Here is a 25,960-nt window from a genome sequence, read left to right as displayed (position 1 = left end):
AAGGGCTGTGCTACAGATCATACACATTTGCGCAGAAGATTCTGTACTGTAAGTTGTGGTTTATTTTGATTGAATTTGTATAAATAATCTACGACGAAAGCATGATTGCCGGATTTGAAATAAGTAGGCCATACTGCCATTATGCATAAAAAACAATCAACAACGCCGCATTAACCTCTCGTGATGAGATAGAACAAAATCAAGGAAGTGACCTATGCAAGAGATCTATCCAGTACCCGAAGAATTTAAAAAAACAGCACGTACGCTCGAAGACCAGTACTTTGAACGTTATCAATATTCTATAGAACAGCCAGATAAATTTTGGGCAGAACAGGCGCAACGTCTGGACTGGATCAAGCCCTTCACCCAAGTCAAAAATACCAGCTTTAACAAAGACGATTTTAAAATCGAATGGTTTGCCGATGGTCAGCTCAATGTCAGTGCCAACTGTCTGGATCGGCACCTGAAAGAACATCCTTATAAACCGGCCATCATCTGGGAAGGGGATCATCCTTCGCGGCACAAGATTATTTCCTTTGCCGAGCTGCATGATGAAACCTGCCGTTTTGCCAATGTGCTGAAGAAAAATGGCATTCAGAAAGGCGACCGGGTCATGCTGTATATGCCGATGGTTTCTGAAGCTGCGATTGCCATGCTGGCCTGTGCCCGGATCGGGGCGGTGCATTGCGTGGTATTTGGTGGTTTCTCGCCAGATTCTTTGGCCAGCCGGATTGAAGACTGTCAGGCGAAAATGGTGATTACTGCGGATTCCGGCATGCGCGGCGGTAAGGCCATTCCACTGAAAGCCAATGTCGATGAAGCACTGAAACTGGCGGGTACAGACTCGATTCAAAATGTAATGGTGGTACACCGCACCGGTAACCCAATTGAAATGCAGGAAGGACGTGATCTGTGGTATCACACGGAAATTATGTCAGTGAATGACATCTGTCCACCCGAACCGATGAATGCCGAAGATCCGCTGTTTATCCTGTATACCTCAGGTTCCACCGGCAAGCCCAAGGGCGTGATGCATACCACTGGCGGTTATCTGACCTATGTGAATTGCACCTTCCGTGAAGCATTTGATATCAAGCAGGATGATGTATTCTGGTGTACCGCAGATGTGGGCTGGATCACCGGGCATTCCTATGTACTGTATGGGCCACTTTCGAATGGTACCACCACCGTGATGTTTGAAGGTGTGCCGCAATATCCAAGCTGGGCGCGTACTGGACATATTGTTGATAAGCATAACGTGACCATTCTCTATACTGCACCGACCGCGATCCGCGCCATGATGCGTGAGGGCGATGCTTTTGTACGGGAAAGTGACCGTAGCAGCCTGAGAATTTTAGGATCGGTCGGTGAGCCAATTAATCCGGAAGCCTGGAACTGGTACTACACCGTGGTCGGTGAAAGCCGCTGTCCCGTCATCGATACCTGGTGGCAAACCGAAACTGGTGGTTTTATGATTACGCCATTGCCGGGTGCGACTGATTTAAAACCAGGTTCTGCGACACGGCCTTTCTTCGGGGTACAACCGGCTATTGTCGATGCCGATGGCAAGGAACTGGAGGGTGAAGCTGAGGGAAATCTGGTGATTAAGGATTCCTGGCCGGGTCAGATGCGTACCATTTGGGGAGACCCGGAGCGTTTTATTGAAGCTTATTTCTCTACCTATCCCGGTACTTATTTTACCGGAGATGGGGCGCGTCGCGATAAAGATGGTTATTACTGGATTACCGGTCGTGTCGATGATGTCCTGAATGTATCCGGACACCGTTTAGGTACTGCAGAAATTGAAAGTGCACTGGTGGCGCATGAATCGGTGGCTGAGGCCGCTGTAGTGGGTATGCCGCATGACATTAAAGGTCAGGGCATTTGTGCCTTTGTGACTTTGCAGGCTGATGTTGCCAGTTCAGATCAATTACGTGGAGAACTGGTCAGCTGGGTACGCAAGATTCTTGGTCCAGTGGCTACACCAGACGCCTTGCACTGGGCACCGGCCTTGCCAAAAACCCGCTCCGGCAAAATCATGCGGCGGATCCTGCGAAAAATTGCAGCCGATGAGCTGGATAGTCTCGGAGATACTTCAACCCTGGCTGAACCGCAGGTGGTGGATCATTTGATCGCAGAGGTACAGCGTAATAAAGTTTAAATTCAAGCGGTTCCAATACCGGCATTCTGCCGGTATTTTTATATCAGTCATAAGCTCTGCATGCTTTCGGATACAGGTCAGTACCCTGATCTGCTAAGCTGTTTCCATGCTGAACATGAGTTAAAATAATGAATGCACAATCCCCATATTTAAATCAGTCTCCTGTCGATATTGCCCAGAAACTTGCTGAAATTTTTGCTTTGACTGCAGCAGAGCGGGATCGGCAAGGTGGGAATCCTAAAGCCGAACGTGACCTGATTCGCCAGAGTGGCTTGCTGGGCCTGTCCATTCCAAAACAGTATGGCGGTCAGGAGACAGATTGGCAGACCATTTTTAAAACTATTCAAATTGTAGCCCAAGTCGACAGTTCATTGGCGCATGTCTATGGCTTTCATCATTTGCTGATTGCGACCGTGCAATTATTTTCCCAATCGGAACAATATGGCCCGTGGTTTGAACAGACTGCCCAAAATAATCTATTCTGGGGTAATACTCTAAATCCGCTGGACCATCGCACCACAGTTACAAAAGTTTCAGAAAACGAATATATTTTCCATGGTGATAAAAGCTTCTGCTCAGGTTCGATTGATTCGGATATGTTGCTGTGTTCAGGTTATGACGAAGCAGGAAAATTACTGATAGGAGTGATTCCTACCTGGCGAGAGGGCGTGAGCTTTCTGGGCGACTGGAACAATATGGGCCAACGCCAGACCGACAGTGGTACCAGCCATTTTGAGCAGGTCAACATTCATGAAGATGAATTGCTGTTAAATCCCGGTCCACTGAGTACGCCATATTCCAGTCTACGGCCTTTGATTGCCCAGCTGATTTTTGTGCATCTGTTTTTGGGCGTGGCAGAAGGGGCATTTGACGTCGCCAAGCAGACCGTACAAACCCAAAAAGCCTGGTCCAAATCACTGGCAGACGATGCAGTGAATGATCCTTTTATCCAGAAGCATTTTGCCGAGTTTTATGTACAACTGGAAAGTGTACGCTTACTGGCAGATAAAGCGGTTCAGACTTTACAGGCAGCCTGGGAGCTTGGGAATGATTTAACAGCTGAGCAGCGCGGTGAAGTCTCAGTTGCCATTGCCACAGCCAAAATTGCCGCAACCAATACCTCTCTCTATATTACCCAGAATATTTTCCAGGTGATGGGTGCGCGGGCCACCACGGCCAAGCTCAATCTTGACCGTTTCTGGCGCAATGTCCGCACCCAGACCTTGCATGACCCGATCGATTATAAATATCAGGAAGTGGGGGAATGGGTGCTGACTGGAAAAGTGCCTGATCCGAGTTTTTATTCCTGATCTAAAAATAAAACAGCCTCTTTATCGGAGGCTGTTTTATTCGGGATGAAAAAGTTTGGTTTTAAATTTGCTTAAACGCTTCAATCGCTCTTACACGAGAGGCTTTTAAATCCACAATCGGTTTTGGATAATCCAGTGCAAGATCCGGATTTTTAGCATAGGGTTCATGAATAGATTTAGCATTCAGATGTGTCAGTTCTGGCACCCATTGACGGATGTAATCCCCATTCGGGTCAAACTTCTGTGACTGGCTGACCGGGTTAAAAATCCGGAAATAGGGTACGGCATCCATGCCGGTCGAAGCACACCATTGCCAACCGCCATTGTTCGCCGCCAGATCACCATCAATCAGATACTGCATAAACCAGCGTTCTCCCAAGCGCCAGTCTATCAGCAGGTTTTTACACAGGAACATTGCAGTAATCATGCGTACCCGGTTATGCATCCAGCCAATGGCTCGCATTTGCCGCATGCCAGCATCGACAATCGGAATCCCGGTTTGTCCTTGTTGCCAGGCAGCCAAATCATCTGGTGCATTGCGCCACTGGATTTTATCGGTATTTTCCTTAAAAGGCCGATGTCTGGATACACGGGGAAAATCAAACAGGGTATGCAGATAAAATTCGCGCCAGAGCAGTTCATCTAGCCAAGTCTGCTGACCGATATTATCAATCTGGAAATATCCGTCCTTAAACAGGGTCTGCATACATTGACGGATCGAGAGAATACCGATATTCAGATACGGTGACAGGCGGCTGGTACCATCGACTGCAGGTAGATCTCGCTCAGTTTTATAGTGAGCCATTTTCTCCCCGATAAAATCATCGAGCAGCTCAAAGGCAGCTTGATCCTGCGCAGGCCAGAACTGGGCAATATGATCGACCTTATAATCAACTGCAAATTTTCCCAGATCAAAGCTGGTCAACTGAGCGGGTAATTCAAGCGGATCTTGAAGCTGAATGGCAGGATAGCAGCCCGGTATATTCTGAATCAGTCGTTCATAGCACTTTTTCTTGAATGCGCTATAGATCTGATAGGGCTGATTGGACTGATTGCGGATACTGGTCAGTGGAAACAGGCTGCGATCATGATACAGCTCGACCCGGATCTGCTGCTGTTCCAGCACCTGCTGTACCTGTGCATCACGTTGCAGTTCATTCACGCCCACTTCAATATTGGCATGTAGCATATCAATCTGCAGTTTTTGGCACAGGCTTCGCATTTCAGCAGGCAGGTCTTGCCATAAGGGAACATTTAAAATGATTAATGGAATATTCAGCTGCGCTAACTGCTGCTTTAAGACGTCGAGGCGGCGCAGATAAAAATCGATTTTAATCCGGGCATCCTGATGCCGCTTCCATTGTTCAGGAGAGAGCACCACCAGTGCTATACAGCTGCCTTGCTGGGTGGCATGCCAGAGCGCAGCATGATCATGAATGCGGAGGTCTTGACGAAACCAGATCAGTTGCATTGTTAAAATTCTTGGAAAGTCGTTAGTGCAGAATTTTAAGGAATTGCTGGTCTTAAGCCTAGCCAGACAACAATTTTATCACATAAAAAAATCCCCCAAGCCGAGCCTTGAGGGGGGAGTGAATCTGCTGAGATTTATTGGAAGGATTATACGGGCTCAGCTTCTTCTTGCTGTACAGGCGTTGCCTGTTGTGCTTCAAGCTCACGGACCAAAGGCAGCACCTTCTGGCCAAAATATTCGACTTCTTCAATAAAGTGCAAAAAGCCTGACAGAATCAGATCTACGCCCACTTTTTTTAGTTCGATAATCCGTTCAGCAATCTGCTGCGGTGTTCCGATCAGATTGGTGCGGAAACCATCATTGTATTGCACCAGATCTTCAAAGGTGGATTTGGCCCAGTTGCCTTCACCTTCCTGACTTGCTGCGCCGGCTTCACGGGTCGCTTCACCAAAAGATTTCACTGCCTGCACATTGGCCTTGCTAATAATTTCCTGCAATACAGCCTGAGCTTCTTCTTCGCTATCCCGTGCAATCACAAAGGCATTTACGCCGATTTTCACCGAGTGATGATTTGCCTTGGCTTTTTCACGAATATCATCGATCTGTTTTTTCAGCTCTTCCGGGGTATTGCCATTGGTGAAGTACCAGTCAGATACGCGAGAAGCCATATCACGTGCTGCCCGGGAACTGCCGCCCTGAAAGATTTCAATATGCGGTTTTTGTAGCGGTTTTGGACTCAGGGTATAGTCTTTGAATTGATAATATTTACCTTCAAAATTAAAGTTATTCTGGCTCCAGACCCCTTTCAGGCTACGGATAAACTCTCCCGAACGGGCATAACGCTCGTCATGTTCCGGCCATTCTTCACCAATGGCATCAAACTCACCGCGGAACCAGCCACTGACCACATTGATCGCGATCCGGCCATTGCTCAGATGGTCAATCGTCGCCAGTTGTTTTGCAGCCAGTGCCGGCTTCCATGGACCCGGCAGAATCGCGGCAATGACTTTCAGGCGTTCAGTTTTGGCCAGAATGCCATGACTGAAGCTGACCGATTCATGCTGGTTTTCTGCGTTATAGCCGGCAGTAAAACGGATCTGGGTCAGGGCATAATCAAAGCCTGCCTGTTCAGCGGTTTGTGCCAGACGCACGTTATAGTCATAGCTCCAGTCGGTGCGCTGCTCGATATTACTAACCACCAGGCCACCACTGACATTCGGCACCCAATAGGCAAATACGATATTTTTATCATTCGACATATTCATCGCCCTCTGCAATGCTGTGTTCAAGCCACTTGAGTCTTTGGTGCTTTCTTGCTGTGCAAGCGCGATTCTGCGGCATCCAGGCTCGGCACGGCTGCTGAAGGCAGCACTTCTTCCTGTTCGATCTGCTTGTTAATGCCCAGATTTTGACTCGCTTGAATGGTTTTTTCTTTGATGACTTCAGCACGTTGTCCCTTGGCTGGTGCCCATTCAAGAATCGGCAATGCACGCGCCACAGCCAGGGTAATCCGGTCGCGGAGCAATTCACTGTGAATGGTATATTCAGGGGTGAAATCGCGGTCGGTGGCATAGACCCCAATCGGTAAAGTCTGTGCCTGAAAGAAGCTGAATAAAGGACGCAGTTGATGTTCAAGCACTAGCGCATGACGGTCACTGCCACCAGAAGCTGCCAGTAATACCGGAACATCGACCAGCGCCGTTTGCTCAACAAAGTCAAAGAAATGCTTGAACAGGCCGGTAAATGAAGCGCGGTACACAGGAGTGCCAACAATCAGCGCATCTGCGGCTTCTACTGCTGCCAGATCATTCTGAACGCGTTGCGGCAACTGATTGCGATAAATCGCGCCGCCCAAGAGCGAACCAATTTCACTAAATTTAATGAAATGCACATTGATTGGTGTCGCTTCCCCAAGCTCATCCAGAATGGCCTGAACCAAGGCTTCGGTTTTTGAGGGGTGATTTAAACCGCCAGATACGGCAACAATATTTAAGGGTTTTTGCGCATTAAAATTAGACATATTTAGAACCTGAAAATAGGGTTAATCTCGGAATGACCCTATTAATCCCGATTCAGCGAAGGGCTGTAAAATAACGAAAAGCTGAAAAGTTATCTGATTTTGCGATATACGACAAAGGCCTGATTTTTAAGGAAGTTTTTGTGGGTAAGTGAATGATATTTATATTTATATTGAATAAAGATAAGCTTTTTCAGTGAGGAATAAGTGATATATAAAAAAGTGATGAGAATTAAACAATTATTGCAATAGTGCAAAAATGGGCAATTTTGAAGAAAAACTGCATATTATTTTAAAAATTGTAGTGTCTTGCATATCCTTAACCGGGTTGTATGGTTAGAATAGGGACTACCGTGCCAAGATCTCTCTCACGTTGCCTATGAATATTTTAATCGTTGATGATCATCCACTATTTCGTCATGCCTTGATTCAAGCTGTACGTTATAGCCTGCCACAAGCCCAGATTCATGAAACTGCGGCAGTCAATGAATTTTATGAACGTCTAGAAAATGGCCCTGAGCCTGATCTTGTGCTGCTGGATTTAAACCTGCCGGGCGCTTCCGGCTTTTCTGCCCTGGTGCATGTCCGCGCACAGTATCCGTCTTTACCGATTATTGTTGTGTCTGCACATGAAGAAGTCAGCATCATCCAGCGTGCGATCGCGCATGGTGCGATGGGCTATATTCCTAAATCTGCTCACCCAAGCCATATCGGTGAAGCGATTCGTGAAGTGCTGGAAGGTGAAATCTGGTTACCGCCAAATCTGCCAGCCAATATGAATTTTGATCCGCGTGCTGCCGATGAAACGGCTTTGGCAGAACGGATCCAGTCTTTGACGCCGCAACAGTTCCGGGTATTGATGATGGTGGCTGAAGGTTTATTAAACAAGCAGATTGCTTATGAACTGGATGTATCAGAAGCGACGATTAAAGCGCATGTGACTGCAATCTTCCGTAAGCTTGGCGTACAAAACCGGACACAAGCGGTATTGGCCATTAATGCACTGAATATTGAAGACCGCAAAATGTAAATTCTGCATATACGAATTGAAAAAGACCTCCTTGGAGGTCTTTTTTATGGGCAAAATCTGCAAAATTGAGTGCAAAGGCCTGAATCAGCTAGGCGATATAATCCTGCTTGCGGGTGAAATCATCACAAAACAATGGATTTAAGGCACATTGCAATTCGTCAATCTGCTCTTCGGTGACATAACCTTTCGATTTCAGATATTCCGCCACGCGATCATCACGCAGACTCAGGAAAGTCGCATCATAAACACCGAGATCGACAAATAGTGCTGCAGTTTCCAGACTGTTAAAACGATCCAGATAAACTTCATTGTCATACATCAGGAAGACATGTTCGTCGCGCGTATTCGGATCGACATGTAAACGTTGTGCCAGTTCATGTGGGCAGGTTTTGATAAATAACAGATCAGACAGCTCATCAAACTGGCTGGTGTCCAGACAATCTTCTTCATTTTTGACTTTACCCAGCCAGGCCTTAAAGACCAGTACCGCGCCACCACGCAGCAACATGCTCCAGATCTGATGACGGGTCTTTGCCGGAAGATCCTCTGTTTCAGCTTCTAAAGACTGAATCAGCTTGTCTTCCTGTTCAGCAATCTTTTCAAATAGACCCAGACCTTGCGGCTTGTAGGCATAAGGTTCAAAGACATCAAAATGTAATTCATCAAAGACTTGCAGTGCCAGAGGGACTGCACTCTGATACAGCGTTTCCAGTGCCTGATACTGGGCATCATTCAGCTTGCTGTATTTAAAGATCTGTGCCCAGTCAATGCTTGGCAATAAGGCATTGGCGCCATATTGACGGTGAAACTGCTGGGTCTGATTCAGGCCATGGTTTTGATCTATGTTCATGTGAAGAACTCCGATATGCAGAAATAGATCAGCGACCAAAAAATTAAGGCTGCATGAGATGGGAACTGATCGTTTCTTATTCCTCTATTTTTAGAGCCAAGTACAAGGGATAAAAATACGACTAAAGTTATAGTAGTGGAAAATTACTCTTTAATTTTTATTAAAAACAATAAGATAATTAATTGTAACTAAGTGTACACATGTACATTAATACATTCGTCAGTTTTTGCCATAGTGAATTAAAAAATGAGCATTTTGGTCAATTTATTCAGCTGTATTTTCGGCATATTTGCTGCTTTTAGCACATTAGAATAAATTTTATGCAAGCTAGGTAAGTTTATGTGGCAGTTGAGTATAAAAAATGCCCATTTCAGGGTGTGAAATGGGCATTGATCAGATCGTTATCTACTTAGGAGTCGGAAATTTTCAGTCCAGATAACCATGAACGTAATGAGGCCGGTTTCAGCGGTTTTTTCAGCAGAACAATGTTTAGCTCTTTTAGACGTTGCGGCAATTCCGGATCGGAATCGGCGGTAATCAATGCGACCGGAATATCCTTCGAACGATGTTCCAGAATGAAATCCAGACCGATCTTGTCCTGATTCAGATGTTGATCCACCAGCCAGACCTGAATATTTTCCTGCTGAATCAGCATGGCTGCTTGTTCAGGTTCAGTGGCTTTAAACACCTGATAACCCCATTTGGTCAATAAGGTCGACATGCCTTCCAGAATGGTTTCATCATTATCCAGACATAGAATCTTAAAGGCTTTGCTCTTTAAAGGTACGGCCTGAACCGGTGCTGCGACCACTTTCGGTGCTTCGATCACAGGCACTTCAATCATAAAGCAGGAACCTTTACCCAGCGCAGAAGACACATGTACCGGATAGTCCAGCATGCTGGTCATGCGTTGTACGATCGCCAAACCTAGGCCCAGACCCTGTTCACCCCAAGGCGAGGTGTGGCCGCAACGTTCAAATTCCTGAAACAGTTTGATGCGCTGTTCTTCGGCAATGCCCGGGCCAGTATCCCAGACGCCAATACGGATATGATTCGGTCTGCTGCTCGAACGTAATACACCGACCACCACTTTACCTCTGGCAGTATAACGCAACGCATTGCTGACAAAGTTCTGGATAATGCGGCGAATCCATTGTGGATCGGTATCAATCCAGAACTGTGCATCATGCACACTGAACTTGATACCACGCTGTGCAGCGATGGATTTGAACTGGAGTTCCAGATCGCTGAGCAGGTCATGCAGCGGATAAGCCTGACGTTTCGGCTGAATGGTGCCGCCTTCCAGTCGGGCAATATCCAGCAGGGCAGACAACATGCTTTCTGCACCATGCAAAGCACGATCCAGTTGTTGTAAGGTCTTGCGGTCTTCATCATTCTGCACACTTTGTTCGAGTGCGGTACTGAACAGGCGCGCGGCATGCATTGGCTGCAACAGGTCATGACTGGCGGCTGCAATGAAGCGGCTTTTTGACATATTGGCCTTATCGGCCTGTTCACGCGCCAGTTGCTGCTCGGACAATGCATCGGCCAGCTGCTGGGTACGGTCCTGAACGCGGGCTTCAAGCACGGCTTCATTTTCACGGAAGGCAGTAATATCGGCGAAAGTGGTAACGAACCCGCCGCCTTCGATCGGATTGCCGCGCATCTGAATGACGCGGCCATCTTTACGAATCCGTTCAAATTCATGGGCACTGCCGACCTGCATCCAGTGAATCCGTTTCCGTACATGTTCTTCAACCGAGCCCGGGCCACATTCACCACGTTCAGCGTTATAACGGATCAGGTCTGCGATTGGACAACCGACATAGACAATATCGGTCGGATAATCGAACAGTTTCAGATATTGATTGTTCCAGGCTACCAGGCACATATTTTCATCAACTACGCTGACCCCTTGGGTCATGTGATCAATCATGGTCATGATCAGGTTCTGATTAAAGCGTTGCCATTGCGAGGCCTGATCGAGAATATTGGCGACCTGACCCAATGCCAAACCATTATTAACCATAGCTGTGGTCAACAGGGTACGTGCCGAGGCTGCCCCGATAGTCCCCGCCAGATACTGTTCGGTGAAACGCCACCACATGCCATTGGCACTGCTGTTTTCATTCAGCTCAACACTGTTTTGGGTGCAGAACTGCTGGAAAGCGCGTGTGGTTGGGCCTTCGCCGGTAATGCGTTTAGCCAGGGTAATCAGATCACCGACTTTTAAACGGGCGACATCCTGATGCGAATAGCTGACCTCGTTAGAAGGACTCTGCGAGGGTAGTGGCTTGGTTTCATAATAGAAGAAACTTTCGGCTTGAATCTGTTCGGCAATACTCGGACGGAAAATACGGGAAATCCAGATATACAGCAGGGTATTTAAGCCCAGTGCCCAAACTACGCCATGCGTCAGTGGATCAAAAGACTCAAAACCGATCAGGGCTTCCGGTCTTAACCAGTTCCAGCCAAAAGGCCCTTGATTCAGCAAGCTTTGGCTAAAGCTGCTATAGGCTTCTGGCAGGCTTCGCAAAATGGTTGGAAACAGCAGGGTATAAGCCCACAAGGCAAAACCGGTCAGGAGTCCAGCATAGACACCCTGTTTACTACCGCCACGCCAGTACAGGCCACCGATCAGGGCAGGGGCGAATTGTGCCACCGCACTAAATGCCAACAGACCAAAAACCGACAACTGGTCAATATCATTAAAGAAATTGAAGAACAGGAAGCCCATCAACATCACGCCCAGAATACAGACCCGGCGGGTAAATTTCAGCACCAGCGGCAAGCGTTTGTCATGCCGGGAAATCAGCTTTAAGCGCCACAACGCCGGCATGATCAGGTCATTACTGAGCATGATTGACAGTGCCACGGAAGACACCAGCAGCATCCCGGTAGAGGCAGAGAAACCACCCAAGAAGGCTAATAAAGTGAGCCAGTCCTGATTATAGCTGAGTGGCAAAGAGAGTACCGCCACATCCGGAATGGCCAGGTATTGTGGTGCAGCATGTAGCGCCCAGCTGGCAATGGGAATAATCGCCAGGGTAGTCAGAATCAAATAGACCGCAAACCAGCGCCGCGCACCGCGGATATGTTTTTCATCGCGCAGCTCAACCACCGCTACATGGAACTGGCGCGGCAGGCAGATAATGGCCAGTGCCGCCAGCAAGGTCTGAATCCAGAAACTTTGTGGTACGCCAAACAGTTGCACATCATGAAAAGTGGTACTGATATCGCTACTGATCTGTGCCAGATTTTCTGGTGCTTCAAACATAAAGAAACAGGCAACTGCCAACAGGGCAAAAAGTTTAACAAAAGACTCAAATGCCACGGCCAGCATCAACCCGCCATGCTGTTCAGTATTGGCAATCTGCCGGGTACCAAACATCATCGCCAGTATCGCCAGAACCCCAGTCAGAAACAGCACGCCATTGGTCGTGCCGGTTACACCTGCGGAAGGTTCCAGGATGACGGCGGCACTTAAGGCAATCGCACGTAACTGCAAGGCCAGATAAGGCACAATCGCTACCACCGCCAGAATGGTTACCAGCGAGGCGAGGGGACCACTTTTACCATAGCGTGCTGCGACAAAGTCAGCGATCGAAGAAATGGCATGATGCTGTCTCACCCGTCCCAGACGGCGCCAGATGTCATAGCCGACAGCAACAAAGAGTAGCGGACCCAGATAGATCGGCAGGAAAATAATCCCTTCACGTACCGCAGCACCCGTGGCGCCGTAAAAGGTCCAGGAGGAGCAGTACACTCCTAAAGTTAAACTAAACAATAGCATACGCCCACGGGTACTCAGCCGGCTGGCATGTTTTTCCCCGTAGAAAGCGCAGATAAAGAGTAATGCGATATAGAGGGCGAGTACCCCTATGATGAGCCAACTGTTCATATAGCCTGATGTGTACTGAGCATGCCGCTATGATAACGCATCGTGAACGCTACAGTTTAAATTGATCATTTTTTAACGACCAAAGTCTAAATTACAAGCACCTACGATTATTGTTAACTTGCAACAGTGATAATTCGAATTAAAAAATAGGCAGCCCAAGGTTGGGCTACAGGAGTAGTAATTATGGATGAGGTACAAGTAGATCGTATTCTACAAAATCCAAAATTCAAGGAAATGGTCCGCAAGAAAAGTATGCTCAGCTGGACGTTGACCGGCATTATGCTATTTGTCTATGTGGGTTTCATGTTGCTGGTTGGTTACAACAAAGAATTTCTATTGTCTTCAATTTCAGGTGGTGTGACTACGTGGGGTATTCCACTCGGTCTGGGTATCATTGTCCTGTCGTTTATCTTGTGTGGTGTGTATTCCTACATTGCCAATAACAAACTTGATCAATTGACTGAAGAAGCAATCCGTGAAGTCGAAGCGATTGCTCATGAAAAAGGACACCACTAAGATGAAATGGAATTCTCTTATTGCTCTTGCTGCAACTGCAATGGCCTCAGGTATGGCTTTCGCTGGTCCTGATCTGGGTGCAGCAGAACAGCAGGCGACCAACTGGCACGCGATTATCATGTTTGTGATTTTCGTCGGTGCAACACTGTTCATTACCAAATGGGCAGCGAAACAAACCACCAGCACCACAGATTTCTATACGGCCGGTGGCGGTATTTCTGGTTTCCAGAATGGCCTGGCGATTGCCGGTGACTATATGTCAGCAGCATCATTCCTGGGTATTTCCGCGATGGTGTTCCTGTCAGGCTTTGATGGCTTGCTGTATTCACTGGGCTTTATGGTCGGTTGGCCGATCGTATTGTTCCTGGTGGCAGAACGTCTGCGTAACTTGGGTAAATACAACCTGTCAGACGTAGTGTCTTTCCGTCTACAGGAAAAACCGGTACGTACCTTAGCTGCTTTAAGTTCACTGGTTGTGGTCGCGTTCTATCTGATTGCACAGATGGTGGGTGCAGGTCAGCTGATCAAACTTCTATTCGGTCTGAACTATAACATTGCAGTCGTGATCGTTGGCTTGTTGATGATGGCCTACGTGATGTTCGGCGGTATGTTGGCAACCACTTGGGTACAGATCATCAAGGCGGTGATGTTGCTGTCTGGTGCAACCTTTATGGCATTCATGGTTATGAAAGGTGTGGGCTTCAGCTTTACCAACATGTTTGAACAGGCGATTGGTGTCTACTCAAAAGTACATGACTTGAGCCTGACAGATGCGACCAAAATCATGGGTCCGGGTAGTCTGGCATCTAATCCGATTGATGCGATTTCTTTAGGTCTGGCATTGATGTTTGGTACCGCAGGTCTGCCACATATCCTGATGCGTTTCTTCACGGTAAAAGATGCCAAAGAAGCGCGTAAATCAGTCGTAGTTGCTACAGGTTTTATTGGTTATTTCTACCTATTAACCTTCATCATTGGTTTTGGTGCGATTCTATATGTATCGAACAACCCGCAATTCCTTGATGTTGCGAAAATGGCTGTGACTGGCAAGCTGGAGCTGGTGGGTGGTAATAACATGGCGGCGGTGCACCTGTCTGATGCAGTGGGCGGCGACCTGTTCATGGGCTTCATTTCTGCAGTTGCATTTGCCACGATTCTTGCGGTCGTTGCTGGTTTGACCCTGTCAGGTGCTTCAGCAATTTCGCATGACTTGTATGCCAACGTTTTGAAGAAAGGCCAAACCACGCCTGAATCTGAACTACGTATGTCTAAAATCGCGACTTTAGGTCTTGCGATCTTCGCAATGATTCTCGGGATTCTGTTCGAGAAACAAAACGTAGCCTTCATGGTCGGCCTGGCATTCTCGGTTGCGGCATGTGCCAACTTCCCGGTACTGGTATTGTCTATGTTCTGGAAAGGCTTGACGACACGTGGTGCAGTTATTGGTGGTGTTGCCGGTCTGGTAACCGCAGTAACCTTGATTGTGCTGTCTAAAGCAGTATGGGTCGATACTTTGGGTATTTCTGATACGCCAGTGAACCCGTTCAATGGTCCTGCAATCTTCGCGATGCCATTGTCATTCTTGTGCTGCTGGTTGTTCTCTGTGACGGATAATTCGGCACAGGCTCAGGCAGAACGCAAAGCCTTTGATGCCCAGTTTGTACGTTCACAAACCGGTATTGGTATCTCAGGCGCATCGGATCACTAAGATCTGCGCTACGCTAAGAAAGCCCCGTCAGGGGCTTTTTTTATGGAGATATAATCAAGCTTTCTCTTTAGCATAAGCGCCGTATTGAATTGAGATGGCTGCATTTGTGCAGCGTTATTTCAGTAATTTTCATACAAATCGCATATCTGCAAGCGGATTTAAGCATGCTATGTTAAAAGCTGCTAACAATAACAATGTGTTCCCTACATGACGATAGTAACAAGAAGAGCAACAAGAAGGGCATTATGAAGCAATCTCTGCAACAGTTCTGGAACAGCTTTACCCATTTGCCTTCGGCATGGCTGTTGTGCCTGCAATTGCTGATCCTGATCTTGTCGGTATTGAGTTATGAAAGCGTGTCTTATCGGGCGGGAACCTGGGTGCTGGGTGTTCTGGTTTTGCTGGTGATTGCCAGAGTCATTCGCCAGACTCCAATGTTTACCATTTTAGGACTTAGCTTTGTCGCCGGTGCGATTTTCTTTTCCTCTCTGATTGTGCTGGGACTGCGTTATACCTGGATCCATGTCACCGCCAACCTGTTTGAAGCTGGTGCTTATTTCAGTGCAGCCTATGGCCTGCTGCGTTATATGTTTCATGACCGTTATCTGACCAAGGATGAACTGTTTGCCGCTGGGGCGGTATTTACCTTGCTGGCCTGGGGCTTTGCCTTTCTTTACAGTACTTGCCAGCTCTTGGTGCCATACAGCTTTTCAGATCCCGATCTGCAAGCCTATCAACCCTGGCTGGATCTGATTTTTCTTAGTTTCAGTGTGCAATCTGCAACAGGACTGTCTGATATCATGCCGGTCAGTCCGGTCGCACGGATGCTAGCCATTATCCAGATGTTTGTCGGGGTGATGTATCTGGCGCTGATTGTATCCCGCTTAATTGCCTTGCAATATATCGCACGTCTACCGCATAAAAAGAACGTGAAAAATAGAGAAAACCCGCCTGGGCAATGAGACTCATCCTTTTATTGTATTTGTTACAGTAACTTAACGGCTTTATTTTGTGTCACATCCTAAAATAGCAGGAGATCTAGCTCCCATAGACTGAATCTGTCTGATCATTTTGACCTTACCAATAATTATTTGACGCTGTTTGTCGATCCAATTTTTAAAAAATGGAGGATGTATGCCTTCCACAAAACCATCCTGTTTTGCCAATATCAATCCAAATGTTTTTATCAGTACTGTCGCCATTATTGCGATATTTTTAGCGTTGGTCGTATTTGCACCCGATGCTTTTTCAGTTTTTACCCAGCAACTGAACCAGTGGATTACCACGTCCTTTAGCTGGTTCTATGTATTGTCGGTGGCGATATTTATCATCCTTCTGGCTTATATTGCCCTGTCGGATATGGGCAAAATCAAACTGGGGCCCGAGCATAGTCAACCGAAATATAGCAGTGCCTCCTGGTTTGCGATGTTATTCACCGCAGGCATGGGGATTGGCCTGATGTTCTTTGGTGTGGCCGAACCGGTGATGCATTATGTTACGCCACCTGCCGGTGAACCGGAAACTGTACTGGCTGCACAACAATCTATGCGGGTCACCTTTTTCCACTGGGGCTTACATGCCTGGGCCATTTATACGCTGGTTGGCCTATCGCTAGCTTATTTTGCTTACCGGCATCAATTGCCTTTAAAAATTCGTTCGGCCTTATATCCGCTGATTGGTCAAAAGATCTATGGTCCGATTGGAGATGGCGTAGATACCTTTGCCACTATTGGTACGGTATTTGGTGTGGCCACCACACTGGGTTTTGGGGTCACACAGATCAATTCAGGCTTGAATTACCTGTTTGGTGTTGAACAGGCACCTAGCACTCAGGTGATTCTGATCATTGTCGTGAGTACCATGGCAGCGACTTCCGTATTTTTTGGATTAGATAAAGGAATTAAACGTTTATCTGAACTAAATTTGGTGCTTGCACTGCTGTTGCTGATCTTTGTCTTTGTGGCAGGTCCGAGTATTTATCTGTTACAGACGACTATTCAGAATGCCGGCCAGTATGTCTCTAATCTGTTTAGCATGACCTTTAATCTGTATGCCTATCAGCCAAGTGGCTGGATTGGCGGCTGGACCATCATGTACTGGGCCTGGTGGATTTCCTGGTCGCCATTTGTTGGGATGTTTATTGCCCGGGTCTCGGAAGGGCGCAGTATTCGTGAATTTATCGTGGGTGTATTGCTGATTCCGACTGGATTTACCCTGATCTGGATGGGCTTTATGGGCAATGCCGCACTGTACAGCATTATGCATGAAGCCAATACTGGCTTATTAGAGGCAGTTCAGCGTGATTCATCAGTGGCCCTATTTGAGTTTCTGAACAATCTGCCTTTCAGCTCAGTGACCAGCATCATTGCAACTTTACTGGTCATGCTGTTCTTTGTGACTTCTGCCGATTCAGGGGCATTGGTGACTGATTATCTGACAGCGAAAAGTGATAATTCACCGACTTGGCAGCGTCTGTTCTGGACCGTACTCATGGCTTTATTAGCCATCATCCTTTTGCTGGCCGGTGGCTTAGAGGCCTTGCAATCGGCCACGATTATGAGCGCTTTGCCATTTACATTTATTATGCTGCTGATGTGTTGGGGATTAATCAAAGCCCTACATCTGGATGTCACCAAAATGCATGCACTGCAAGCCGCACGGATTACCCCGCGTGCGATCCAGAATCCACGCAGCTGGCAACAGCGCTTAGGCCTGATCATGCATTATCCGCATACTCAGGAAGAGGTGCAGCAGTATATTCACAATACGGTGAATAACGCATTTCTCAGCTTTCAAAGTGAATTGAAACGGCGCCGATTACATGTAGCGATTAGCCCGCTAGAAGACGGTATACAGCTCCGTGTTGATCATCAGGATGAAATTAATTTTATCTATCAGGTCAATGCCACTCAGACTTTAAGTCCAAGCTTTATGGCTGAACTGGAGAATGCGGGAGTAGATTCCTATCAGGCAGAAGTCTTTTTAAGAGAAGGTGGGCAGGGTTATGATGTGATGGAATGGACGCAAGAAGATCTATTGCAGGATATCATTGATCAATATGAACGTCATTTGCACTTTTTAAGTCTGGTACGTACGCCTGAGTAAACAGAGTCATAAAACAATAAAAAAGGACGCAATATGCGTCCTTTTTTGATTCAGAATCTAATCAGAAATTAGAAACGGAATTTGGCATTTACGCCGATCGTTTGAGTATCACGAACTTGAGCAGTTTGCGCAAGATTTGCTTCGTAGTTAGCATTTACATAAGATGCGCCAACTGCAACAGCAGGAGTAATGAAGTAGTTTACGTTCGCGCCCCAAGCTTTGTCTGGAGAACCAGCAAAGCTAGATTCCATATAAGAAGCACCAACGCTTAACTGTGGGTTAAGGAAAAGAGTTGTACCTAAGTTGTAGGCAGTATCTTCACCATAAACTAAACCGCTTTCAAAACCAATTGACATGTTAGTACCGTCGATTGCACCAACGTATTTAGTACGTGCAGTGATCGCATCTGTCTTATCAGCAATTGTTGCAGATTCAAGAGCAGCTTTAGCAACGCCGTTAGACACAATATTGAATGCATCTAAAGAAGCTTGGTCAGCAACGCTGGTATAACCAACAGCAACTAAGAAGTTAGGAGCAACTAAAGCACCAAGTTCTAATGCATAACGGTCGCCTTGATCGTCAGTTGCGTTAGCAGTTTTGCTATCAGCAATGGTATGGCTATAAGAAGCGCTTGCATAAACAGGCACAACTGAAGTTGGAACGTAAGCTTCACCTTTTACGCCGTAAGTATGATTTACAGTACGTGAACGTCCAGCTTCTTCTTGACCGTTTTCGCCATAGCTATACGCTAGAGCAACATTAGAAGCTTGGTTCAGGAAAGCAGCTTCAGCTAAAGGACCTTTAGAAGCGTCTACATCTTTGAAGTAGTAAGTACCTTGAACAGCGCCAGTGAAGTCTTTGTCATTTGCAGTGTTGTCGATGTACTCTGACTGACCTTGAACTTCGAATTGATATGCTTGAGCACCGGTCATCGCTAATAATACAGCAGTGGCTAAACCTAGTTTTTTCATGATATTTACCATTTTGTTACAAAAGATGTACAACATAAAACGTATTGTATTGTAACAATTTATTAAGTCAATCCAATTCGAAATCGCTATTTTTTTAAGCTAAATCATTGTATTAATTTTGTGTAAAATTCAAGTATTAGGCTCCGAAGCTATTTTATATAAAAACTCTTGTATAACAAAAATCTAGACTTTAAATATAGAATCGGGACTAAAGATTAAGGAGAAATTATGTTGTTATTTTAATCAATTAATACGATTAATTATAATATATTTATCTATTAAAACAATTAATAATAGGTGAGTTAATTCATAAATGTGTCAAGAAGTGCAAAATGTCTGGCGCATCAGGTCTTTGATTGGATTGCTTGATCTTAGAGCATCATCAGCTTGGGCTTTAGAGTGGATGTCTGTTTTTTGAGCTAAATGGGCATGATTTATAATCTTGACTGAAGCAATCGACTTTACATTTTTAGGGGAATTTTACATAATATGAAAATCAAGTTAGAGTTCACACTTTCATAGTGATTTAGCCTGGTTCTCCACAATTTTTTGTTTTATCGCCCAGCTTTCCCCAAGGTTGGGCTTTTTTTTTGTTCCGCATTTTTTATTTCAGATCATCCTGTTTCTAAAAAAACCTTCAACTCAAAACAAGAGGAGGAGAAGAAATATTATAATAATTTTAAGCACCAAAATAGTGCATACTTAAAGGTGAAAATATCGACCTAAAATTTAATAGCTAAAAAAAACCCCGATTTTCATAGAAAATCGGGGTTTTTTCGCCAAAATTTGCGGGTAAACTAAAATATCTGCTGAGGAATAATTTAACTCGCCCTAATGCGGTGCATTATGCACCCAATTGTTGCATGTGTAAATAGTGCGGAAAGCAAGTTTTGATATTTTTTTTAATGCTTAAAAGTCCTGTATTTGTGTTGTATTTTTTGTAGGATAAAACCCATAAAACTTTAGCCTGAATTTAAAAAGTAGCGCTTTTAAAAATTAAAATCAAAAAAATATAGAAAAAACATTAACTAAGTTGAATTACCTACTTTAAGAGTATTTCATTTTATTTGTATAATAATCAATCTATTTAGCTTTGCTTGTCATATTGGGGCGTAATACAACAGCATGAATACCTTACGCTCTGAGTGGATCAGTAAACGTTTGTACTGGTCGATGTCGATTATTATTTTATGTTTACTTTGTATCTGTATTCCCTTAATTGTGAGTAGCAGTCAAAGTTATTTAAAATCCAGACAAACCTATCAACAATTGAATGCATTGCAGCAGGTCGCTGACCTGGCAAATAAGATTTCGCGTGAGCGTGCGCCTGCCAATAAGGCCATGTCCAGTTCGGTGCAGGAATTTGCCCAGCATCAGCAAGAGTTAATCAGCTACCGTCAACAGGTGGATCGGCAGCTCTCCCAGACGGCTGATGTCTTGACGGAGGTCGGTTTTAACAACCTGAGTCAGCAACTTTCACAGCTTGAGAATAGTTTGAAAAAAGGGCGTGCACAGGTTGATGCTTATACCCAGATGCCGCGTCAGCTGCGCAGTGCTCAGGAACTTGATCAGGCGATTCTGGCGATGTTTGCTGCCTGGGAAAGTTGCCGTGAACTTTTGCGTGACGTGGCGGTGGCTTCAGATAGCTCATCGACCCCTCTGAATAACTATATTAGCCAGATTCTATTTTTATCAGATTTACGTGATCAGGCCGGTCGTGTGGCCTCGTCTATCATGGCACATGTGACTTTTGAAGCTCCGCTTCCCACTGAAAATATTACCCGCTCTTTACAGACCCAACATCAGGTGCGTTATTTGTGGGCCTTGATTGATACCATTCAACCTGTTCAAGATAAGACTGAGGAATTCATCCGTTTACATCGGCGGGTAGAAACCGAGTTTATTCAGCAAGGCTTACCGATTGTGAGTGAGCTGATCAGTGACAGTCTGGAGCAACGTGACTACCGTTTGAGCGGAACAGAGCTGACTGAAGCGATCGTAGATAAATTTGCGACTGTGGTAGACCTGCAAACTTATCTGCTGCAATACAGCAGAGATGCCGCTATTCAGGAAATGAACAGCAATATGCAGCGTTTGATCTGGAGCGTGTTGGTATCGTTGATTTCATTACTGACCGCGATTTCCACCATGATCTTTGCACGCAAACAAGTATTTTTGCCACTTATTCAGGCACGCCGCATGTTGTTGAGTTTGTCTAAAAACTCGGGTCGTCAGAAAATTGATATGCGGCTGCGTGAAGTGAATCATTCTGATTCCTTATTCGCTGCCATTCAGAAATTGCAACAAATGTTGCAAGAACGCGATGCGCTAGAATTCCGTTTAAAAAATATTGCTCATTCCGATTCTTTGACCGGGCTGGCCAACCGTTTTGCGTTGGAAGAATATATCCGCTTTATGGAAAATCAGCCGGGTCAATTGAGCCAGACCTGTTTGATGATTATTGATATTGATCATTTTAAACAGGTGAATGATCAATATGGGCATATTGTGGGTGATCAGGTGATTCAACTGGTGGCCGAGCGTTTAAAGGCCAATGTTCGGGCGACGGATTTGCTGGTGCGCTATGGCGGCGATGAATTTCTGGTACTGATTGAAAATATCCAGATGCAACAGGCACTGATCGTTGCAGATAAAATTCGGGCTGAAGTGGTTGAGCGCTATATTCTGACTGCGCTAGGAGATCAGATCCAGATTTCGGTCAGTATCGGGGTGGCGATTGGGGCTGTTTCCTGGATGACTTTGTTGTCAAATGCCGATGATGCTTTGTTTAAAGCCAAAGCGAAGGGACGGAATGTGGTGGCTGAGGTTTAGTCTAAAAGATTCCTTCTCTACTTTTGAACTGCACAAAAGTAGCAAAATGCATTTGTTCGACTGATGCTAAGTCCCTTTAGCACAGTCGAACGGGCGACATCCATGTCGCCAGTCATGTGATCTAATTTGGATGATCTCTGGTTTTGTCGATCAGATAGTTAATAAAATTTGTGCAGGCAACAAGCATAAATTTTGCATCGATATAAGAAAGATTTGATTCGTCTAACATTGCATGGCGAATACCATCTGCATCGGATGTATAACCATATAAAGATTTAATACTGGCTTTTAATGCAGGATGTATTGGATATTGTTTTTCAATTTGACCAATTGCATCACCTAAAGTTACTTTGTCCTTCTTTAATATTTTTTGACACATACCTTCTAATGCCGAAACAGATTCTTTAATCGAATTTCGATAGTCAGGCTTTTGACGATCTGACATCAGTTTTAAAGCTTGATTTAAATGTTGTTGAACACCTAAATATTGATTTGTATTTTCTAAAGCAGTTTCGATGGATTGAATTTCTTGTTCGGAAGTTATTGGAATGATTTCGTCATTTATAATTCGGTAAGCACTATTTTCACGCTCTAGCATATTGTTGATATTAGTTATAAATGAATCTTTATTACTTACTCTTTGATAGGGGTAGTGCTCAATTGTTTCTTCAATCAAGCTATAAATTTCGTGCCATGCACAATTAAAAAAGTAATCTCTAATTATTTTTAAAGAATCAGATGTCCATTGAGGGATGGTATCTGTAGGGTTTTTAAAAAGATTAAGCCAATAAGATTCTACTAACGAGTATATATTTGAATTACGGGTAAAAGAGCTTTGATTATGTCCATGTTCAATCCGATTCCAAATATAGCTATGAAAAACACTCCACAAACCATTTTTTAAAGCATCATCTATACTTTCTTTTTGAATAATGTCACGTACGGGCTTATAACCATATCTTTCAGAAAATCGCATTTTGTTCCCCCTCAAACAAATTTAAGAATAGATTTATTTTTTTAATCCACCCTAACCCTCCTTTGCGAAAGGAGGGAATGCCTCCTCTTTATCAAAGAGGAGGCTAGGAGGAGATTTTTATTTCAACAACGGCTTCAAGAATTTACCCGTATGTGAAGCTTTGACTTTCGCGACCTGTTCAGGCGTACCTTCTGCGACAATCATACCGCCACCAGAACCACCTTCAGGGCCTAAGTCCACCACCCAGTCGGCGGTTTTAATCACGTCCAGATTATGTTCAATCACCACGATGGTATTACCCTTGTCACGCAGCTGATGCAGAATATCCAGCAGTTTGGCAATATCATGGAAATGCAGACCTGTGGTCGGTTCATCCAGAATATACAGGGTTTGACCAGTATCGCGTTTGGCCAGCTCACGCGCCAGTTTGACCCGCTGCGCTTCACCACCAGAAAGAGTGGTCGCAGACTGACCCAGACGAATATAACCCAGACCCACCTGATGCAATGTTTCTAGACGGCGGTGAATCACCGGAATGGCATCAAAGAAATGCATCGCATCTTCAACAGTCATCTGCAAGACATCGGAAATATTCTTGCCCTTATAGTTCACTTCCAACGTTTCACGGTTATAGCGTTTGCCATGACAGGCATCACATGGCACATACATATCCGGCAGGAAGTGCATCGCCACCTTGATCATGCCGTCACCTTCACAGGCTTCACAGCGGCCACCTTTCACGTTAAACGAGAAACGACCGGCAGCATAACCGCGTGCCTTGGCTTCTTGCGTCTGTGAAAACAGTTCACGAATCGGGGTAAATAGGCCGGTATAAGTCGCCGGATTGGAACGCGGGGTACGTCCAATCGGGCTCTGGTCAATATCCACCACTTTGTCGAGGAACTGTAAACCATCAATCGATTCAAACCTTTCCGAAGTTAAAGTGGTGGCACCATTGAGCTGGGTCGCCGCCAAAGGTAACAAAGTCCGGTTAATCAAGGTCGATTTACCTGAACCGGACACCCCGGTAACACAGGTCATAATACCTAAAGGAATGGTCAGATCGACTTTTTTCAGGTTATGCCCGGATGCTCCCATCAGCTTGATCTGTTCTTTAGGCTTAGGCGGTTGAATCCGTTTTTTCGGCACTTCAATTTTTAATTTTCCGGATAAATATTTTCCGGTCAGCGAGTCCGGATTGGCCAGAATTTCATCATACGTTCCTTCGGCAATCACATGCCCACCATGCACACCGGCACCCGGACCGATATCAATAATATGATCGGCGGCACGAATCGCATCTTCATCATGCTCGACCACCAAGACGGTATTGCCCAGATCACGCAGACGGATCAGGGTCTGTAACAGACGGTCGTTATCACGTTGATGCAAACCAATTGATGGTTCATCCAGGACATACATGACGCCCATCAAACCGGCACCAATCTGTGAGGCCAGACGAATTCGCTGCGCTTCACCACCAGACAGAGTTTCAGCTGAACGTGACAGACTCAGATAATTCAGGCCGACCGAAACCAGAAAGTGCAGACGTTCACGGATTTCCTTGAAAATCTTGTCGGCGATTTCACCCCGTGCACCTTCCAAATGAATACCTTGATAATAGCTTTCAGCATCGCCAATCGACATGCGGGTAATGTCAGCAATGGTCTTGTCCAGAATTTTCACATTACGCGAAATTTCATTCAGACGTGAACCATCACAGGCATCACAGGCAGCATTGGATAAATACTGCGCCAGATCATCACGTACATAATTACTTTCAGTTTCACGATAACGGCGTTCCAGATGCGGCAAAATTCCTTCAAAGGGAATGACCCGATTATGACGTCGGCCACGTTCATCGATATAACTCAGATCAATTTTTTCTTTGCCAGTGCCATACAGAAATTTCTTCTTGGTATCGGCATCCAGTTCATTCCACGGAGTTTCCAGAGAAAAACCAAAATGCTCGGCGACTTTCTGGATCATGCTGTAATAGTAAGGACGCTGACGGTCCCAGCCACGAATAGCGCCTTGGCTAACGCTGACCTCAGGATTGGGAATCAGCTTATCGGCACTGAAATGGCTACGGGTTCCCAAACCATCACAGACCGGACAAGCGCCAAAGGGATTGTTGAACGAAAATAAACGCGGTTCCAGTTCAGCCACAGCGCGGTCACATTGCGGGCAGGAATGCTTGGCAGAAAACACGCGATCGTTATGCTCGCCCTTCATCCAGGACAAAATGGCGATATCGCCACCAAGACGCAGCGCGGTTTCAAAACTTTCTGCAATACGGTTGCCCAGATCATCACGTACTTTAAAGCGGTCAACTACGACTTCAATGGTATGTTTTTTCTTTTTGTCCAGTTCTGGTGGTGGATCAATTTCCATGATCTCGCCATCCACACGGGCACGGACGAAACCCTGGCTTTGTAGCTGTTCAAACAGTGCCGTATATTCGCCCTTACGTTCGCGCACGACTGGTGCTAACAATAACAGTGCAGTGCCTTCTTCCAGTGCTTTAACGGCATCGACCATTTCAGTGACCGTTTGTGCCACCATCGGCAAGTCATGTTCAGGACAGAACGGTGTACCGACACGCGCATACAGTAGACGTAAATAGTCATAAATTTCGGTAATGGTTCCTACGGTAGAGCGTGGGTTATGACTGGTCGATTTCTGCTCGATGGCGATGGCTGGACTCAAGCCCTCAATCGAATCGACTTCCGGCTTTTCCATCTGGGAGAGGAACTGACGGGCATATGCAGACAGCGATTCCACATAACGGCGCTGACCTTCGGCATATAAGGTGTCAAAGGCAAGTGAGGACTTACCTGAACCAGACAGTCCCGTAATCACCACAAACTTGTCGCGTGGTATATCAAGGTTCACATTTTTCAGGTTATGGGTACGTGCGCCTCGAATACGGATGTGGCTTTGGCTCATGCAAGGATCCTAGAATATTCATCAAAAACCCTTATATGATACCGGATGAAAAATGTTCAAGTGCAAATAAAAGTATTTTAAACGTCAAGTTATGTCGGTGATTGGTCAATTCATCACAAAATTAAGAAACACAACAGCAGATCATTTAAATATTCACAATCAT

16 protein-coding genes are annotated in these 25,960 nt (G+C 45.6%); 8 read left to right on the top strand and 8 right to left on the bottom strand.

Annotated features, from left to right (window positions below; all coding sequences use genetic code 11):
• Nucleotides 1–214 precede the first annotated feature (214 nt).
• Complete coding sequence (acs, locus tag PYW33_RS14445) at nt 215–2,161, top strand: acetate--CoA ligase (protein WP_004647260.1); 1,947 nt, start codon at nt 215–217, stop codon at nt 2,159–2,161.
• A gap of 128 nt (nt 2,162–2,289) precedes the next feature.
• On the top strand, nt 2,290–3,471 hold the full coding sequence (locus PYW33_RS14440) for an acyl-CoA dehydrogenase family protein (protein WP_004647261.1): 1,182 nt from the start codon (nt 2,290–2,292) through the stop codon (nt 3,469–3,471).
• A 61-nt stretch (nt 3,472–3,532) separates the two neighbouring features.
• Here PYW33_RS14440 and phrB read toward each other — a convergent pair whose 3' ends face one another.
• From phrB to msuE, 3 genes are all read right to left on the bottom strand, one after another.
• A complete protein-coding gene (gene phrB / locus PYW33_RS14435; protein ID WP_004647262.1) occupies nt 3,533–4,942 on the bottom strand; it encodes a deoxyribodipyrimidine photo-lyase in 1,410 nt (469 codons plus the stop codon).
• A 146-nt stretch (nt 4,943–5,088) separates the two neighbouring features.
• Nucleotides 5,089–6,201: a dimethylsulfone monooxygenase SfnG gene (gene sfnG, locus PYW33_RS14430; protein WP_004647263.1), complete on the bottom strand. Its 1,113-nt coding sequence runs from the start codon at nt 6,199–6,201 to the stop codon at nt 5,089–5,091.
• Between the two features lie 26 nt (nt 6,202–6,227).
• Nucleotides 6,228–6,962: an FMN reductase gene (gene msuE, locus PYW33_RS14425; RefSeq protein WP_004647265.1), complete on the bottom strand. Its 735-nt coding sequence runs from the start codon at nt 6,960–6,962 to the stop codon at nt 6,228–6,230.
• Between the two features lie 376 nt (nt 6,963–7,338).
• Here msuE and PYW33_RS14420 point away from each other — a divergent pair, with 376 nt between their 5' ends.
• Nucleotides 7,339–7,989: a response regulator gene (locus PYW33_RS14420; RefSeq protein ID WP_004281370.1), complete on the top strand. Its 651-nt coding sequence runs from the start codon at nt 7,339–7,341 to the stop codon at nt 7,987–7,989.
• A gap of 88 nt (nt 7,990–8,077) precedes the next feature.
• Here PYW33_RS14420 and PYW33_RS14415 read toward each other — a convergent pair whose 3' ends face one another.
• Nucleotides 8,078–8,839 carry a hypothetical protein gene (locus tag PYW33_RS14415; protein WP_004647267.1) on the bottom strand — a complete coding sequence of 254 codons (762 nt, stop codon included), beginning with the start codon at nt 8,837–8,839 and terminating at the stop codon, nt 8,078–8,080.
• Nucleotides 8,840–9,248: 409 nt separating this feature from the next.
• Nucleotides 9,249–12,740: a hybrid sensor histidine kinase/response regulator gene (locus tag PYW33_RS14410; RefSeq protein ID WP_004729193.1), complete on the bottom strand. Its 3,492-nt coding sequence runs from the start codon at nt 12,738–12,740 to the stop codon at nt 9,249–9,251.
• 183 nt (nt 12,741–12,923) lie between these two features.
• Between PYW33_RS14410 and PYW33_RS14405 the strand changes: the two genes are divergently transcribed.
• From PYW33_RS14405 to PYW33_RS14390, 4 genes are all read left to right on the top strand, one after another.
• Nucleotides 12,924–13,256, top strand: coding sequence for a DUF485 domain-containing protein (locus PYW33_RS14405; RefSeq protein ID WP_004281374.1), 333 nt, complete (start codon nt 12,924–12,926; stop codon nt 13,254–13,256).
• A gap of 1 nt (nt 13,257) precedes the next feature.
• Entirely contained in the window at nt 13,258–14,964 is a 1,707-nt protein-coding gene (locus PYW33_RS14400; RefSeq protein WP_004647269.1) for a cation acetate symporter, read from the top strand.
• A 245-nt stretch (nt 14,965–15,209) separates the two neighbouring features.
• Entirely contained in the window at nt 15,210–15,926 is a 717-nt protein-coding gene (locus tag PYW33_RS14395) for an ion channel (protein WP_004647270.1), read from the top strand.
• 172 nt (nt 15,927–16,098) lie between these two features.
• On the top strand, nt 16,099–18,069 hold the full coding sequence (locus PYW33_RS14390; RefSeq protein WP_004647271.1) for a BCCT family transporter: 1,971 nt from the start codon (nt 16,099–16,101) through the stop codon (nt 18,067–18,069).
• Between the two features lie 68 nt (nt 18,070–18,137).
• Here PYW33_RS14390 and omp33-36 read toward each other — a convergent pair whose 3' ends face one another.
• Nucleotides 18,138–19,040, bottom strand: a complete 903-nt coding sequence (omp33-36, locus tag PYW33_RS14385; RefSeq protein WP_016806719.1) for a porin Omp33-36 — start codon at nt 19,038–19,040, stop codon at nt 18,138–18,140.
• 1,125 nt (nt 19,041–20,165) lie between these two features.
• Here omp33-36 and PYW33_RS14380 point away from each other — a divergent pair.
• Nucleotides 20,166–21,872: a GGDEF domain-containing protein gene (locus tag PYW33_RS14380; protein ID WP_004647273.1), complete on the top strand. Its 1,707-nt coding sequence runs from the start codon at nt 20,166–20,168 to the stop codon at nt 21,870–21,872.
• A gap of 121 nt (nt 21,873–21,993) precedes the next feature.
• On the opposite strand, the gene PYW33_RS14375 is transcribed toward PYW33_RS14380, so the two are convergent.
• A complete protein-coding gene (locus tag PYW33_RS14375) occupies nt 21,994–22,848 on the bottom strand; it encodes an AbiJ-NTD4 domain-containing protein (protein WP_004281382.1) in 855 nt (284 codons plus the stop codon).
• A gap of 117 nt (nt 22,849–22,965) precedes the next feature.
• Nucleotides 22,966–25,797, bottom strand: coding sequence for an excinuclease ABC subunit UvrA (gene uvrA, locus PYW33_RS14370; RefSeq protein ID WP_004281383.1), 2,832 nt, complete (start codon nt 25,795–25,797; stop codon nt 22,966–22,968).
• Between the last annotated feature and the right edge of the window lie 163 nt (nt 25,798–25,960).

This window comes from Acinetobacter lwoffii, from assembly GCF_029024105.1.
GTDB classification, from domain to species: Bacteria; Pseudomonadota; Gammaproteobacteria; order Pseudomonadales; family Moraxellaceae; genus Acinetobacter; species Acinetobacter lwoffii.
This window is presented reverse-complemented; position numbering and strand designations above follow the sequence as displayed.